Raw genomic sequence first — 14,262 nt, forward strand, 5'->3', positions numbered from 1 at the left:
AGTGTTGGCTGCGTTTAGCTACTCGGGTCACATACTTGTGTATGCTCCCCAAATTTTCGTCATACTTCGAACTGTAGCTGTGTTGTCTTCTTTCGGCTATTTGGGTCACATACTTGTGTATGCTCCCCAAACTATCCTCAATCGCCGCCTTGCCACAGTTCGAATTATTTAGAAAATTAATTATTTGTCGTGCTAAATGCTAAAAAACAGGAGCTTATTTTTCGTTGAGTAGATTATCAATAATCGTGCGTGCTTGCTGGTAGCTTTGTTCGTTACCAAAGATATGGGCTTGATTAAGTAAATAGTAAAGTTGGTATATTGGTTGTCTATCTAAAAAGCCATTGGGGAGCGGCCAAACACTTTGGTAGCCATCAATAATTTGGATCGGAAGATCTTGATATAATGGCAACATTGCTATATCACACTCCCTATCTCCCCAATAACATGCGGGGTCATATAACACACCTTCAAGATTTTGAGTGATAGCACAGTTAGCTGGCCATAAGTCACCATGTAATAAAGAGGGTTGTGGCTGATGCCCAGCAAGTTTCTCCTTAACAATATCGACAATTTGCTGAATATCAGCAAATACCATTCCTTTTTCGGAAGCGAGTTGTAATTGCAAGCCAATACGCTTTTCTGCAAAAAATGAATTCCAACGCTTTTCCCAGCCATTAGGTTGCACAATTGTGCTTAGCATAGTATCAAAATCAAACCCGTAGCTAGGCTGCTCTTCCCATTGATGTAAACGTGCTAATTGTTGGCCAAAATGCCATGCATTGGTGTTGTCGAAAGGCTTAAGAGGGAAGTATTCGAGCAGAAGGAAACTGTGGTGCTTATTACTACCAACACCGTAAACCTTAGGAACGGTTATCGTTTGACTTTTAGCGAGCATTTCAAGTTGCTCTGCCTCTTGTTTAAATAAAGGCAAAAACTCACGCCGATTTTGTTTAATGAACACGGTGTGTTCGCCATAGTCAATTCTTAACGTATGGTGAATATCACCACCAGACAGAATGACTTTGTTACGTAGCTCCGCCTCACCTAAGTGTTCACTTAATAAACGACACATTGCTTGCCACATGACTCACCTCGCTCTGCTTTGGTCTTCATTAATACAATACTATAGCGACAGTTTAGGAATTAACAGTGATAATTGTTTAAAAAGAAGAAGCTATCACGAAATTATTGAACAATTATCAGACAATAAACACAAATCTGTTTTGCTTTAAATTTAGCCTATTTCTATCTAAATGAGAATGTTCAGATAATACGGTATGAGTTCAAGATCTTGACGCCATTTGCTAGTGATTTCAGGTAAACTGCAAAGAATACTTTCATACTCAAGGGGTGCTATGAACATGGATTTTCAAAAACCGCGCTGGTTAAGAGACTTACTGCGATTTATTCCACTGAAAAGTCAGTTTGTTCTATTTGGCAATGTTCGAGACCTACAAGCCAGCGAAATTGCGCCTAGGGTAGTGACACCGCTGCCATTTAATCAAGCACTCTTTAATAACTTGTTTCAGGCAGGGTATGCCTATGTTATTACCTATACACCACTGATTGGTTTTCAATGCGTGGCGAGCCCCACAGAAAACTCGCAAGCGAGTGCTACATTGATGCAAAACTTAGGTTTGCATATGGCTGATGATAAAGCCGCTGGTGGTATTGATATGTTGAATCATTTGCTGGAAAAATTTATTAACTATAAGCAGCAGCCAATTGCATTATGTATTGATTTCGCCTCTTGCTTGATTTCCCATCGCGATAACCTGACTCCCGCTGAGCACAGCTTATTTACTCGGGCTCTGGTGGTTTCTCACCAAGCAAAAACGCGACCAGCAGGGGAAAATAACCAGCCGTTCTACAATTCTATTTTTTGGATTGTGGAGAAAGAAACCGATTTACCTGATTGGTTTTTAGTTAATAACCCACGAGTGAGAGCCATTCCTGTTGCGAAGCCTGACAGCCAAGTTCGTCGGGTTCTTACGCCAATGTTGTTAGCTTCATTATCTGATGTTAATAGCATAGAACAAGCGGATAAAGACAGCTTATTTAATGACTTTATTGATGAAACAGAAGGGCTCTTGTTACTGGACTTAACGGCGATAGTGCAGCTCGCACGGATTGAAAATGTCCCTGTGACACGTATTAGTGATGCGGTACGACGTTATAAAGTAGGCATAACGGAAGACCCCTGGAAAAAAATTGATAAGCAGAAAATACATAACGCACCAGAGATTATTTCTCGCCGAGTTAAAGGACAACAACATGCCGTCACTCATTTATTGGACATTATTAAACGTGCAATGACAGGAGTGGGGGGGCATAAAGGTGGGCGACCTCGAGGCGTTTTGTTTCTAGCGGGGCCAACGGGTGTCGGGAAAACGGAACTGGCGAAAACGGTCACTCAATTGCTATTTGGTGATGAAAGTGCGTATATCCGCTTTGATATGTCTGAATTTAGTGCAGAACATGCAGACCAACGTTTAATTGGCGCTCCTCCTGGCTATGTCGGTTATGATTCTGGTGGTGAATTGACGAATGCCATTCGTGAAAAGCCGTTTAGTGTGGTGTTGTTTGATGAGATAGAAAAAGCACACCCTCATTTAATGGATAAATTTCTACAAATTATTGATGATGGTGTATTGACCTCAGGACGTGGTGATCGCGTTTATTTTTCAGAGTCGTTGATTATTTTTACGTCAAATCTTGGCATTTATCGTTTGGATGCAAATGGTGAGCGGGTAGCGAATGTCCAGCCGAGTGAGCCTTTCGAAACGGTGACGCGTAATGTGAAAAGTGAAATCGAACGTCACTTTAAATTAGTGTTAAATAGACCAGAGCTGCTCAACCGAATTGGGGAAAACATTATTGTTTTTGATTTTATTCGCCCTGATGTGGCACAACAAATATTCGAACAAATGGTGGGAAATATTCTTTCTGGTTTGGAAAAGCAATCACTGACTATTTCAATTTCACCACAAGCCAAAGAAACGTTAAAACAACATTGCTTAGCTGATTTATCTAATGGCGGTCGAGGTATACGTAACCAATTAGAAAGCTATTTAATTAACCCATTATCTCGCGCTGTTTTCGACCAAGATTTACAGCCTAATTCGGCTTATCAAATTGTCGAAATTGCCACAGGTGAAACAACGCAAATCACGTTAGCAGCGATGAGTAATTGATGTGCTGAATGTTAATATTTCACGAATTCATTTTCCAATTACGGCTCTAGGCCCCGGAAAACGTATTGGTATCTGGTTTCAGGGATGCTCATTACGTTGTAAAGGCTGTCTTTCTCCTGATACATGGCAAGTGAAAGACAATAGCATCACGGTGAAACAATTACTGGACCAGATAACGGAGTGGTTACCATTCGCAGATGGCATCACGATTTCAGGGGGAGAACCGTTTGAACAGCCTGAAGCCTTATCCGCATTAATGAAAGGGATTAAACAGCTAAAAGATGCGGATATTTTAGTCTATAGCGGTTATCAATGGGAACACATTGAAGAGCGTGTTTTACAAATGGCTCCCAATATTGATGCCTTAATTAGTGAGCCATTTATTGTGGATCTTCCGCAAACCCAGATGCTCAAAGGCAGTGATAATCAGCAATTGCATATGTTAACGCCATTAGGAAAAGCGCGATTTATGGCATATCAGCGCTCGATAACACCAGAAGATAAAGTACTGGATTTAGCGTTTGATGAAACAGGGCGGCTATTTTTGGCGGGGGTTCCTGAACGTAACGATATGTTGCGTTTGCGGACCTTGATTGAACAGCAAGATCAATCCTTGCGACAACTAAAAAAATAATTAATTGGATGAATGGATGACCATGATACGTTTTTGCCCACATTGCCAAACAGAGCGACCGTTAACTGAAATTTTTTGTGCTGGGCAAATTAAAACACCACAAGGAGATAATCAGTTTTGTGGTTGGGATTTAACCCTTGAAGCTATTCATGAAACGGGTTGGTGCCCCATTGATGAGCACAATACCTCGATTGAGAGCCCAAAACTCAGTATTGATGAGAATAATCAAAATAACCAAATTATTGAACAAAGAGTTTGTGTGAATGGGCATTCCATGGATGAGGGGGATTTTATCTGCCTTGAGTGTGGGGCGGATGCAGCTCTTGAACTAAGCAATATTGAGGAGCAATCTCAACGACTGATTGGTAATTGGCGACTTGAACGACGTATTAACCAAAACGATAGCCCACGGGAACGTTATTTAGTTACACATATTGAAAACGACAAAAATGGTGTGCTTACCTTATATCAAAAAGGTGAAGAACCTGATCCTACGATTTATCAAGTACTTCAATTGATCCCAACAGACCATGTGCCTGAGTTTTATGAAACGGGACGCTGGGAAAACCGCGCTTGGCATGTGACTGAATTATTGGAAGGTGGCTCATTGAGCCAATTTATTCAGCAAGGGGAATTTTGGCAGTTACATGAAATTCCCAAATTGGTTGAAGAAATGGGGCAAGCGATAGCGGCATTTACTGAGCATGGCTTACGTCATCGTAATCTATGTCCCGCTAATTTGTTGATCCGCAGCCGTGAGCCTTTAGATATTGTGGTAATTGAATATGGCTCTGCGAGTTTGTCTGAATTTGACCTTGATATTGTAACACCCTTAGATATTTCCCGTTATAGCGCACCAGAAACCTTAGCAGGCGGTGTGAGCGCCGCATCAGACTGGTGGAGTCTTGGGGTTATTTTATTAGAACAACTGACCCAAGGGCAGTGTTTTGCTCAAGTTCATGATAATGCGTTCTTAATCCAAGTCATGACTAATGGCGTTGATTTTCCTGATGATTTAGACCCCAACTTACAACTATTATTGCGCGGGTTATTGTGCCGGGATCGTTTTTTACGTTGGCAATGGCCGCAGGTGTTAGCATGGCTAGAGGGGAAAGCGGTCCAAGCACCGAAAGGTGCGATAGCAGGCTCGCCAACTCAATACCATCAAGTCCAGTTTGCAGGTCAGCAATTTTCTCAGCCAGATACTTTTGCCATGGTTGCTGGTGAACAAGCTCATTGGGATGGTGCAGTTCAATTTTTGTTACGCGGGGAATTAACGTCGTGGTTAGCAAAGTTTGATAATAGTCAGGAACAACTCAAACAACTTCAGGCTTTTTTAGATAGTCCAAAAACGCTAGATGGAGCCTTACAAAGTGAAATTAATCAAGATATTAAACTCACTTTAGCTTTAAAAATCCTAAACCCGAATATGCCATTTATTTACCGTGGTGAAATCATCACACCAGCTTGGTTATTAGAACAGCCTATTCTTGCTTACGCACTAATTAGTGAGCCATTAACTCAACATATTCAGAATATCGACCCACAACATTGGTTAGTGCAGCTCTACCACCGCCAATGTTTAGTACGCCAACGCGCTGAACAGTTGAATATATTACTCAATGAAGAAAGCTTGAAACTGTATTTGTTAATCACGTCAATAAGCCAGCTCGCTGCGCGTTGGGAATTACTGCATAGCCAATTTCCTGACTCACATAATGAAAGCCTACAAGCCTTATTAGATAGACAAAATCTGCAAGAAATTGATTATATTTTATTGCTAAGTGCCGATATTGGGCAATTTGTTTCACTGACTGCATTAGTCGAGCAATCTTTTGAATTAGCAAAACACAATGATATCCACAATTTTGATAGCGAAATAGCCAAAAACCAACTTTTGTTACCAAGAGGGGAACTATACCAGCTCATTAACCACCGAGTCAGTGATTTCAAACGTATAGGGATCCCTGAATTAGATGGTTGGGTTGATGACTTTTTATTAATGCGTCGCTTGCCGTTAGTCAAAATTCTCGTATTGCTGGCTATTCCATTCGAACACTGGCAAGTACCCGAATCACAAAAATATGTTCTTGAAGTTCTAAGGTTTTTTACACAAAAGCTCACGTCAGTAACACAGCGTGGAAACTTAGTGCGTATGCGTTTAACGCAAAATACTGGGCGAGTCGATTTAATGGAATGCGATAGCCCCGTTCGCCCTGCAAGTGCATTACTTGAACATTTATTGAACCGCAAAAAAAGCACGGTTACCATTGATAGTGATTTGCTATTACAGCATAAAGGCGTCAATGGCCGATTACGGATCCTACAATCAGATACGCAGTTATATCAACGGGATACAGGTATTGATGGCATGTACCTTGGTTTCCCATTCTTATTATTGCACACACAGCCGAATCAAATTAAACCGCGAATAGCACCTTTATTTTTATGGCCCGTTTCATTACGGACTTCTTTAGCTCAAAACAGCCCTATACAGCTTAGTTTTGATCATGAGAGGGCGGCAATACGCTTAAATCCAGCACTGGCAAGCTTTGCGGGTATACCTCCGGTGAGTGAGTGGCAAACAATATTAGATAATTTATTATCTAAAGCAGGTTTAACCATTGAAGATATGATGGAGACACTTACGTCTTTATTACCGATACAAGGTACAGAACTCGCGCCACTTCCGTCGATCACTACTCCAATTGCAGAGAATAGTGCACAAATCTGTTGTTCAGCGGTACTCTTCCATACCTCGTTTATTGGACAGGCGATGAGTAGCGATTTACAGCAAATTGCTGGGCTACCTATTTCCCAAACAGCCTTAGCGACAATGCTAAAAGTCTCACCGCTCAATAGCACGAGTGAAACACAGCCAGATAATTTACTTAATCAGTATGCATTGTCATTGGCAGACCCATCACAAGAACAAGTTGTTCAAGCTGCACAAGCTAACACGGGGCTGCTGATTGAGGGGCCGCCAGGGACAGGGAAAAGCCAAACCATCGTGAGTTTGATTGCAGATGCGATAGGGCGTCAGCAAACCGTTTTAGTGGTGTGTCAAAAACCTGCTGCACTAGAAGTAGTCTATAAGCGTTTGATTGCTAATGGATTAGGGGATAGAGCACTATATATCAGCCAAAGCCAAAAAGGCCGTGAGATTATTTTGGCGGTGAGAGAACAAATTGAGCAACTTTGGGGACAAGAAAAAAGCCAGCCCGTTGAGCTTGATTGGCAGGGAGAGAGAATTCATCTTGTAAATCGCGTTCAGCTATTTGAACAAAAAATAGATCGGTATTTTCACTCACTCAATAATATCGACGAAAAGTTTCAAGTTTCTTATAAACAAGTATTAAGCCAATTGATTGAACTTGAAAAGCTTCCTCATTTTGATATTGATGAACAGCACATTAAGCCTTTATTAGCGCAATTTGATAGCCATACGATTGAGCAACTAACGGATGATTTGAAGTCACATGCGTATACTTGGTGGCAATTGGATTATGAAAATAATGCACTAAAAGCCTTATCGCAGTTTACGGTGAATGACCCTCAATATTTATTGTTTAATCAATCTATTATGGGATTGATCGATACTGAAAAGCAACGTGATGAAGCTTATAAAACGCCATATCAGCAAATTACGTTGACTCAATTATCGACTCATGAGCAATGGTTATCACAGCATGAAGCACAATTTAGCCAATTAACGGCTGAACAATGGCAGGATTTCTCCCGTTGGTTAACGCTATTTAGCAGTGAAACGGGAAATTTAGTTATTAACCAACTTGAGCTGTTGTATCAGCGTTTATTATCGATTAATGAAGAAAATATCGACCCGTTATTATTCCCTGTGTTTAGGGGGATTGATAATGACCATCTTTCCCAATTATCGCGAGCATTGATGGAAACAATGCAAGGGTCATGGTTACGTTTCTTGAACCCGTATTACTACCGTCGGCAAAACCAATTGCAGTCATTTATGGCGGCTAGTGGCTTAGCGCCTACGACTGAAAAACAGACGTCAGTGCTTAATACCATCGCCGTTGAACAACAATGGCGTTTACTTGAAAGGGAATTACAACCATTATATCAACAGCTTGGTCTTGAGCTTCAGCCAAACCACCTGTGGCGTAGCACATTGCAACCGTTGGTCATGCAATTAAAACGAGTGGCAGATATGGCTGAGCTTCTCGCTCAGTACCCTGAACCTTTGCATTTTATAGACGCGATTACTCAGCAACAAAAAGCCGGGTTTATCCATCAATGTCATGAAGTCAGGGCGGCAATAGCTAAGTTACGTGCAAAAACGGAAAGCTTAAACCAATTAAGTCGGCTAGATAGCGTATTTTCATCAGAAACCGTTGAACGGTTTAAGATGGCCATCGTAAACGGTGAGTCAAATACGACTGAACTGGTGCTGATAGCGCAACAGAAAGAAAATTTACAGCGTTACCAATCGTTTCGGGAAGAAACACAACATTTTACCGAGCAGCATTGGGGGATCTTAACGCTATTAAAACCGGCTATTGGACAACTTATCGCAACTGAAGGGGGCACAACGCAATGGAGAGATCAATTAATTCAAACAATTAACTATTATTTCTGTCTGTTTACTAAAGCTCAATTGCTGGCAACATTGCCTGCATTAAGTACTAATCACGGCCAGCTGATGTCAGGCCTAGCTGAACTAGAAAATGCTCAAAAACAATTACAACAATTCAATAAATTGGCATTGACGGCCAATATAGATATCAAAACGTTAGGGAACCGCCGAGAATGGGAAGAAATTACTCGTTTAGCAGGGCCAAGAGCGCGACGTTTAAGGGAATTTATACAAGAAGGTCGAGATATTGGGTTAATGCAACTACGGCCGGTTTGGTTGATGACACCCGATGTAGCGAGCCAGGTGCTCCCTCTTGAAGGTGCCATGTTTGACAGTGTGATTTATGATGAAGCTTCACAGATGCCGATTGAATTTGCCTTATCGACTTTATTTAGAGCCAAACAGGCCATTGTTAGTGGCGATGAAAAGCAAATGCCACCTTCAAAATTTTTCACAGGCAAGCAAATTGAAGACGATATTGATGAAGAAGACGATGACCAACAAGAATTGGCAGGAGAGCAATGGGATTACCGGCAAATTAGTGATTGCCCTGATTTATTACATTTAGCACGTACAGTATTGCCTATTCATACATTGGATATTCATTACCGTTCTGCTTATCGAGAGCTGATTAATTTCTCCAATTTTGCTTTCTATGAAAATAGGCTTAATATTCCAGCGCAGTTTTCTTCTAAAATGGTCAGTAAAATTAAGCCATTACAGCTTATTCAAGTTAATGGCATGTATGTTAACCAAAGCAATGAAGCTGAAGCAGTCGCTATCGTGGATCATTTAGCTTCAATGTGGCAACGGCCTTTCGAACAACGACCCTCTGTGGGGGTAGTCACGTTTAACCAAAAACAAGCAACATTAATTAATCAAATAATTCAATTACGTGCAGCACAGGATGAAGATTTTCTTCAGGCGTATACGCAGGAAAACCAACGCACTCACGATGACGAAGATATGTCATTTTTTGTGAAAAATGTGGAAAATGTGCAAGGCGATGAACGCGATGTGATTTTATTTTCTACCACATTTGGTCGCAATGCGCAGGGGACATTCAGGCGTAACTTCGGGGTATTAGGGCAAACTGGTGGTGAACGGCGTTTAAATGTCGCCATCACTCGTGCTCGTCAGCAAGTCGTAATAATGTCATCAATGCCAATAGATGAAATTTCTGATTTACTAGCCACTTACCGCAAACCGGAAATTCCAAGAGATTATTTACAAGGTTATCTGGCTTATGCGTTAAATGCGTGTAACCCATTAATGCAAAAAGAAAATAAAAAATTACTTAGTCGCATGTGTCATACACAGTCAGCGGTTGATAACGAAACGCTCCCGCAAAATGCGTTTGTCGATTCGGTAATGAGTTTTATTCGACAAAGTGGCTGGCAGGTGACCACCGCAAGCCAAAATGGGGTATTCCATTTTGATGGCATTGTTGAGGACCGAACCAGTGGCCGTTTGCTCATCGGTATTGAATGCGACATACCATCACACCCACTATTAAAAACAGCGCGTTCTAGGGAGCTATGGCGCAGTGCTGTTCTGGCACGAGTGATACCAGCGCGTTACCGGGTTTCTATTATCGAATGGTATCAAAATCGCGATTTGGCACAGCAACAACTACATGATGCCATTTCTCAGGCTTTATTAACCTCATCCCTCTCTCAAATAGAGAGTCAAAATCCGCAAGAAGGTGCGTTATGAGTTCATCGGTTCATCGTATAACTGTTAGGGAAATGAATGAAATTCAGTGTCGGCGTCAGCTTGCGGTAGTTAAACGTCGATTTAAACAGTGGAATGCATTGGCAAACCGCAGCCAATATCATCAGCCGCGTATTGCACAAATCAAACAAGCATACCAGCAGTTAATGGAAAATGAGGCACAGGTTGCCACATTGTCAGCACGCAATTTAAGTTTATTAAATAACCAATTGGTTGAGTTTACTGGGACACTGAATAACGAAGTACAGGAAGTTCGTGAGCAACAACTTGAAAAACAAGCGTTATTAGCCCGAACAAAAAAGTACAGAGAACATAATTTGGCTGAATTAATCGCACTGGTACATGAAAAACTGCCAAATGAGACCGAACTTCTTACGCAATTAATTTCGGCTAGTGAACTGGATGAAAACCAATCTAATAAATTAATTTTTAAAGTATTAGCTTTATTGAGTTCACAATCAACTTCACTAACACCATCGGCAGCGGCATTATTGAGCCAGCTAAAAGCACAATCTGAAGGCGTGAAGCAATTTTGGCAATCAGGCTTACCTCAAACGCCGTTTGCCAAGCAATGTGAGCAGATTCTATTGATGATTGAAAAGCTAAAACTGATGACTTCGCTTGATGAAGCTCAGCGTGCGGAACAACAACTGCTTGAGCTTGAAGAGTTTAAAGAAGGCACACAGCGCCATTTACGTGCCGATTCATTGATCATGACATTAGCTGGGCAATTGAAATTAAGTCAGCAACGAATTGAACTTATCGATAAAATTGAACAACTTTGTGATGAATTGGCTATTTTTGCGAGTAATGAAAATGAAGCCATGATTTCGAATGCGCTAGCGAGTATACAATCAAGCTCGATAGAAGTGTTAACTGCATGGATAGATAAGCTGAATAATGCCGTAAGTACTGCAGAACAACAGGTTGTTGCCACTGCACAAAGGAAAACGGTATTAGAAGGGTTAGGAAAACTCGGTTATCAAGTTCAAGATACTGATGTTAAAGCATGGCTGGATGATGGCAAAGTAGTCGTCACACACCCTGCAACGCCGGGGTATGGACTAGAATTAGGTGGAAAACAAGCTCGTTTTCAAGCGCGTACAGTGGCTTTTTCTGCAAGGCGGGATAATTCACGAGACCAGGATGTTGATGCAATTTGGTGTAATCAACATCAACAATTACAAGATATTATTGCTCAGACAGATGCGGAGCTTGTTGTTGAGCAGGCGTTACCAGCGGGAAGAGGGGAAATGAAGGTGTATGAAACTCAATCTGAAGAGCAACGTCGTAATATTGCGGTGAACCAGTTAAAAACACGCAGCAGATAGCTAATTAATGCAGATGCTTAAGTTACTAAAAAAGATCTTGTTGCATAGCTAGGGTGTTATTGAAAATAAAAAAGCTGAATTCGTTATGCGTGAATTCAGCTTTTTTGTTATATCTGCCATTTATTATGCGGTATGCATACTTTGTGGGTTAGTCTGATTTCTTTTACGTGCCAGTACTAGCTTGCTATAGAGCAGGGCTATTACAAAGTAAACCGCTTGCGTAACAACAATGGTTGGCCCAGTCGTCGCATTAATGTGAAAACTCAAGATGGTTCCAATAACACTTGATGTTACAGAAGCGATGATAGCGACGACGAGCATTTTGCCGAAGCTCCGGCATAGGACAAATGCAATAATTCCCGGGGAGATCAGCATGGCAATAACTAAAATGATCCCAACCGCTTGCAGTGAAGCGACAATGGTTAATGCAAGTAAAGACAGTAAACCATAATGTATCAGCTTGACGGGGAGGCCAATCACACGGGCTTGGTTTGGGTCAAAACAATAGAGCATAAAATCTTTACGTTTCAGTAAAATAATTGCGATAGTGATGCCAGCAAACAGTAAAATCTGTTTAAATTCGCTATCGGTTATCCCTAATATATCACCGAAAAGAATATGTGTTAGGTGTTGCTCTGTATCGATTTTAGCGAACATCACTAAACCGATAGCAAACATCCCAGAAAATACAATTCCCATGACGGTATCTTCTTTTATCCGACTATTTTCTTTTAAATACCCTGTTGCGACAGCGCAGAATAAGCCAGATGCGAAAGCCCCTATCGCTAATGGGATACCGAGTAAAGAAGCAATAATGATCCCCGGCAGAACGGCATGGGAAATTGCATCACCCATCAATGACCAACCTTTCAATACTAAAAAGCAAGAAAGGATAGCGCATACGGTCCCACTAACAATGGCGGTAATCAATGCTTTTTGCATAAAAGGAAAAGCAAACGGAGCCATCAGTAAGTCAATGAAATCACTCATGAGATGCTCCTTGTCGGTGTGACTGATGCAGCCGAGCTACTTCCTTTTTTGCATTACGTTTTGAGGCAAAAATACCGTGCTTAGGTGCAAAGAAAAATGCCAACAGGAAAATAATAGTTTGTAGTGTAACAATTAACCCACCTGTAGCACCGTTGAGGAAATAACTGATATAAGCACCAACAGCACTGGTTACGGTACCAATTGTGACTGAAATAATGAGTAAACGTTTAAACTGGTCTGTCAATAAATAGGCGGTTGCCCCCGGAGTGACGACCATTGCGATAACAAGGATTGCACCAACTGTTTGTAGGGCTGCAACAGTACAAGCACTTAATAATGTAAAGAAAATAATTTTTAGGCGTAATGGGTTCAAGCCAATTGAACGAGCGTGGCTTTCATCGAAAAAAACGGCTAATAAATCTTTCCATAAGCACAGCAGTACAATGAATGAAATGCCAATAATAATTTCTACTTGTAATACGTCAGAATCCGCAATACCTAAAATATTACCAAAAATAATACTTTGTACATTCACAGATGTTGGGTTCAATGAAACAATCAACAAACCTGCTGCGAAAAAAGTAGAGAAAATAAAGCCAATGACAGCATCTTCACGTAAACGAGTTAGATGCTTTATTAATGTCATGGCCAGTGCCGCGAGGATCCCAGTAAAAAAGGCGCCAGCCGCATAGGGTAAACCTAAAGCATAAGCACCAGCCACCCCAGGAACAACAGAGTGGGAGAGCGCATCTCCCATTAATGACCAGCCTTTCAACATCAAATACGCCGATAAAAACGCACAGACAGCACCAACAATGGCGCTGACCCAAATAGCTTTTATCATAAAATCATATTCAAAGGGCTGTAATAACATCTCAATCATTCGGAACCCTTAGCTTGGTTTTTTCGAACGGGGGCATCATGGTCATGACCATAGAATACAGCCGCTCTTTCATCATCGGTAATGACGGTGACAGAGCGAGGGTCATCATCGTCATGAAGCTCTTGACCTGACAGGTTAATATGACGCAATACGCCGCCGAAAGCTTGCTGCAGGTTTCGTTGCGTAAATGTTGTTTCTGTAGGTCCACTCGCTAAAACAGTGCGATTGATTAAGATAACGTGGTCGCAAAACTCAGGCACACTACCCAAGTTATGAGTTGAAACGAGGATTAGATGGCCTTCGTCACGCAAACTACGCAGCAGGTCAATAATGGCATTTTCAGTTTTAACATCAACCCCAGTAAAGGGTTCATCAAGGAGTAAAACTTTACCTTCTTGTGCGAGCGCTCGCGCTAAAAAAACCCGTTTTTTCTGACCACCTGAAAGCTCGCCTATTTGGCGATGTTCAAGCCCTGCAAGGTCAACCCGTTCTAATGCCATTTTGACCGCATCTTTATCGGCTTGTTTAGGGATGCGGAAAAAACCCATTTTGCCATAACGCCCCATCATCACAACATCAGAAACGAGAACGGGGAAGTTCCAGTCAACTTCTTCCGTTTGTGGGACGTATGCAATCACGTTTTCTTTCAGTGCCGTTTTTATTGGCTGATCATTTAATGTCACACTGCCTGAAGATGGGGTGACAAGCCCCATAATGGTTTTAAATAGCGTTGATTTGCCACTGCCATTTACGCCAACTAAGGCACAAATAGAGCCACCAGAGATAGTAAAGCTTGCGTCGTAGATAGCGGTGTGACCATTATTATATGTTACAGTCGCATCATCGACGATAAGATTCGGGTGTTCGAATTGACTTGAATGATTCAT

Annotated in this window: 8 protein-coding genes; 4 read left to right on the plus strand and 4 right to left on the minus strand. The window is 41.5% G+C overall.

Annotated elements, in window-relative coordinates; genetic code table 11:
• Nucleotides 1-214: 214 nt before the first annotated feature.
• Nucleotides 215-1,084: a fructosamine kinase family protein gene (locus M1F25_RS09535; protein WP_004263637.1), complete on the minus strand. Its 870-nt coding sequence runs from the start codon at nucleotides 1,082-1,084 to the stop codon at nucleotides 215-217.
• Between the two features lie 277 nt (nucleotides 1,085-1,361).
• On the opposite strand from M1F25_RS09535, the gene M1F25_RS09540 reads away from it, so the two are divergent.
• Genes M1F25_RS09540 through M1F25_RS09555 form a run of 4 tightly spaced genes read left to right on the plus strand, consistent with a single transcriptional unit; the run spans nucleotide 1,362 to nucleotide 11,502 of the window.
• The gene (locus M1F25_RS09540) at nucleotides 1,362-3,194 is read left to right on the plus strand and encodes an AAA family ATPase (RefSeq protein WP_036958655.1); all 1,833 of its coding nucleotides are present in this window, start codon (nucleotides 1,362-1,364) and stop codon (nucleotides 3,192-3,194) included.
• A gap of 1 nt (nucleotide 3,195) precedes the next feature.
• Complete coding sequence (locus M1F25_RS09545; protein WP_004263648.1) at nucleotides 3,196-3,828, plus strand: 4Fe-4S single cluster domain-containing protein; 633 nt, start codon at nucleotides 3,196-3,198, stop codon at nucleotides 3,826-3,828.
• Nucleotides 3,829-3,844: 16 nt separating this feature from the next.
• Nucleotides 3,845-10,153, plus strand: a complete 6,309-nt coding sequence (locus tag M1F25_RS09550; RefSeq protein ID WP_181489619.1) for a protein kinase domain-containing protein — start codon at nucleotides 3,845-3,847, stop codon at nucleotides 10,151-10,153.
• Nucleotides 10,150-11,502, plus strand: a complete 1,353-nt coding sequence (locus tag M1F25_RS09555; protein WP_110591601.1) for a hypothetical protein — start codon at nucleotides 10,150-10,152, stop codon at nucleotides 11,500-11,502. Before M1F25_RS09550 ends, M1F25_RS09555 begins: the two co-directional genes overlap by 4 nt.
• A 123-nt stretch (nucleotides 11,503-11,625) precedes the next feature.
• Here M1F25_RS09555 and M1F25_RS09560 read toward each other — a convergent pair whose 3' ends face one another.
• From M1F25_RS09560 to M1F25_RS09570, 3 genes are read right to left on the minus strand one after another with little or no spacing between them, the layout of a single operon-like run.
• On the minus strand, nucleotides 11,626-12,492 hold the full coding sequence (locus M1F25_RS09560) for a metal ABC transporter permease (RefSeq protein WP_110591602.1): 867 nt from the start codon (nucleotides 12,490-12,492) through the stop codon (nucleotides 11,626-11,628).
• Nucleotides 12,485-13,375 (minus strand): metal ABC transporter permease, encoded by an 891-nt coding sequence (locus M1F25_RS09565; RefSeq protein ID WP_004263652.1) that lies wholly within the window; start codon nucleotides 13,373-13,375, stop codon nucleotides 12,485-12,487. Before M1F25_RS09565 ends, M1F25_RS09560 begins: the two co-directional genes overlap by 8 nt.
• Complete coding sequence (locus M1F25_RS09570) at nucleotides 13,372-14,262, minus strand: manganese/iron ABC transporter ATP-binding protein (RefSeq protein ID WP_109911242.1); 891 nt, start codon at nucleotides 14,260-14,262, stop codon at nucleotides 13,372-13,374. The genes M1F25_RS09565 and M1F25_RS09570 overlap by 4 nt, the downstream gene beginning before the upstream one ends.

The sequence above is a fragment of the Providencia sp. PROV109 genome (genome assembly GCF_033681625.1).
GTDB classification, from domain to species: domain Bacteria; phylum Pseudomonadota; class Gammaproteobacteria; order Enterobacterales; family Enterobacteriaceae; genus Providencia; species Providencia hangzhouensis.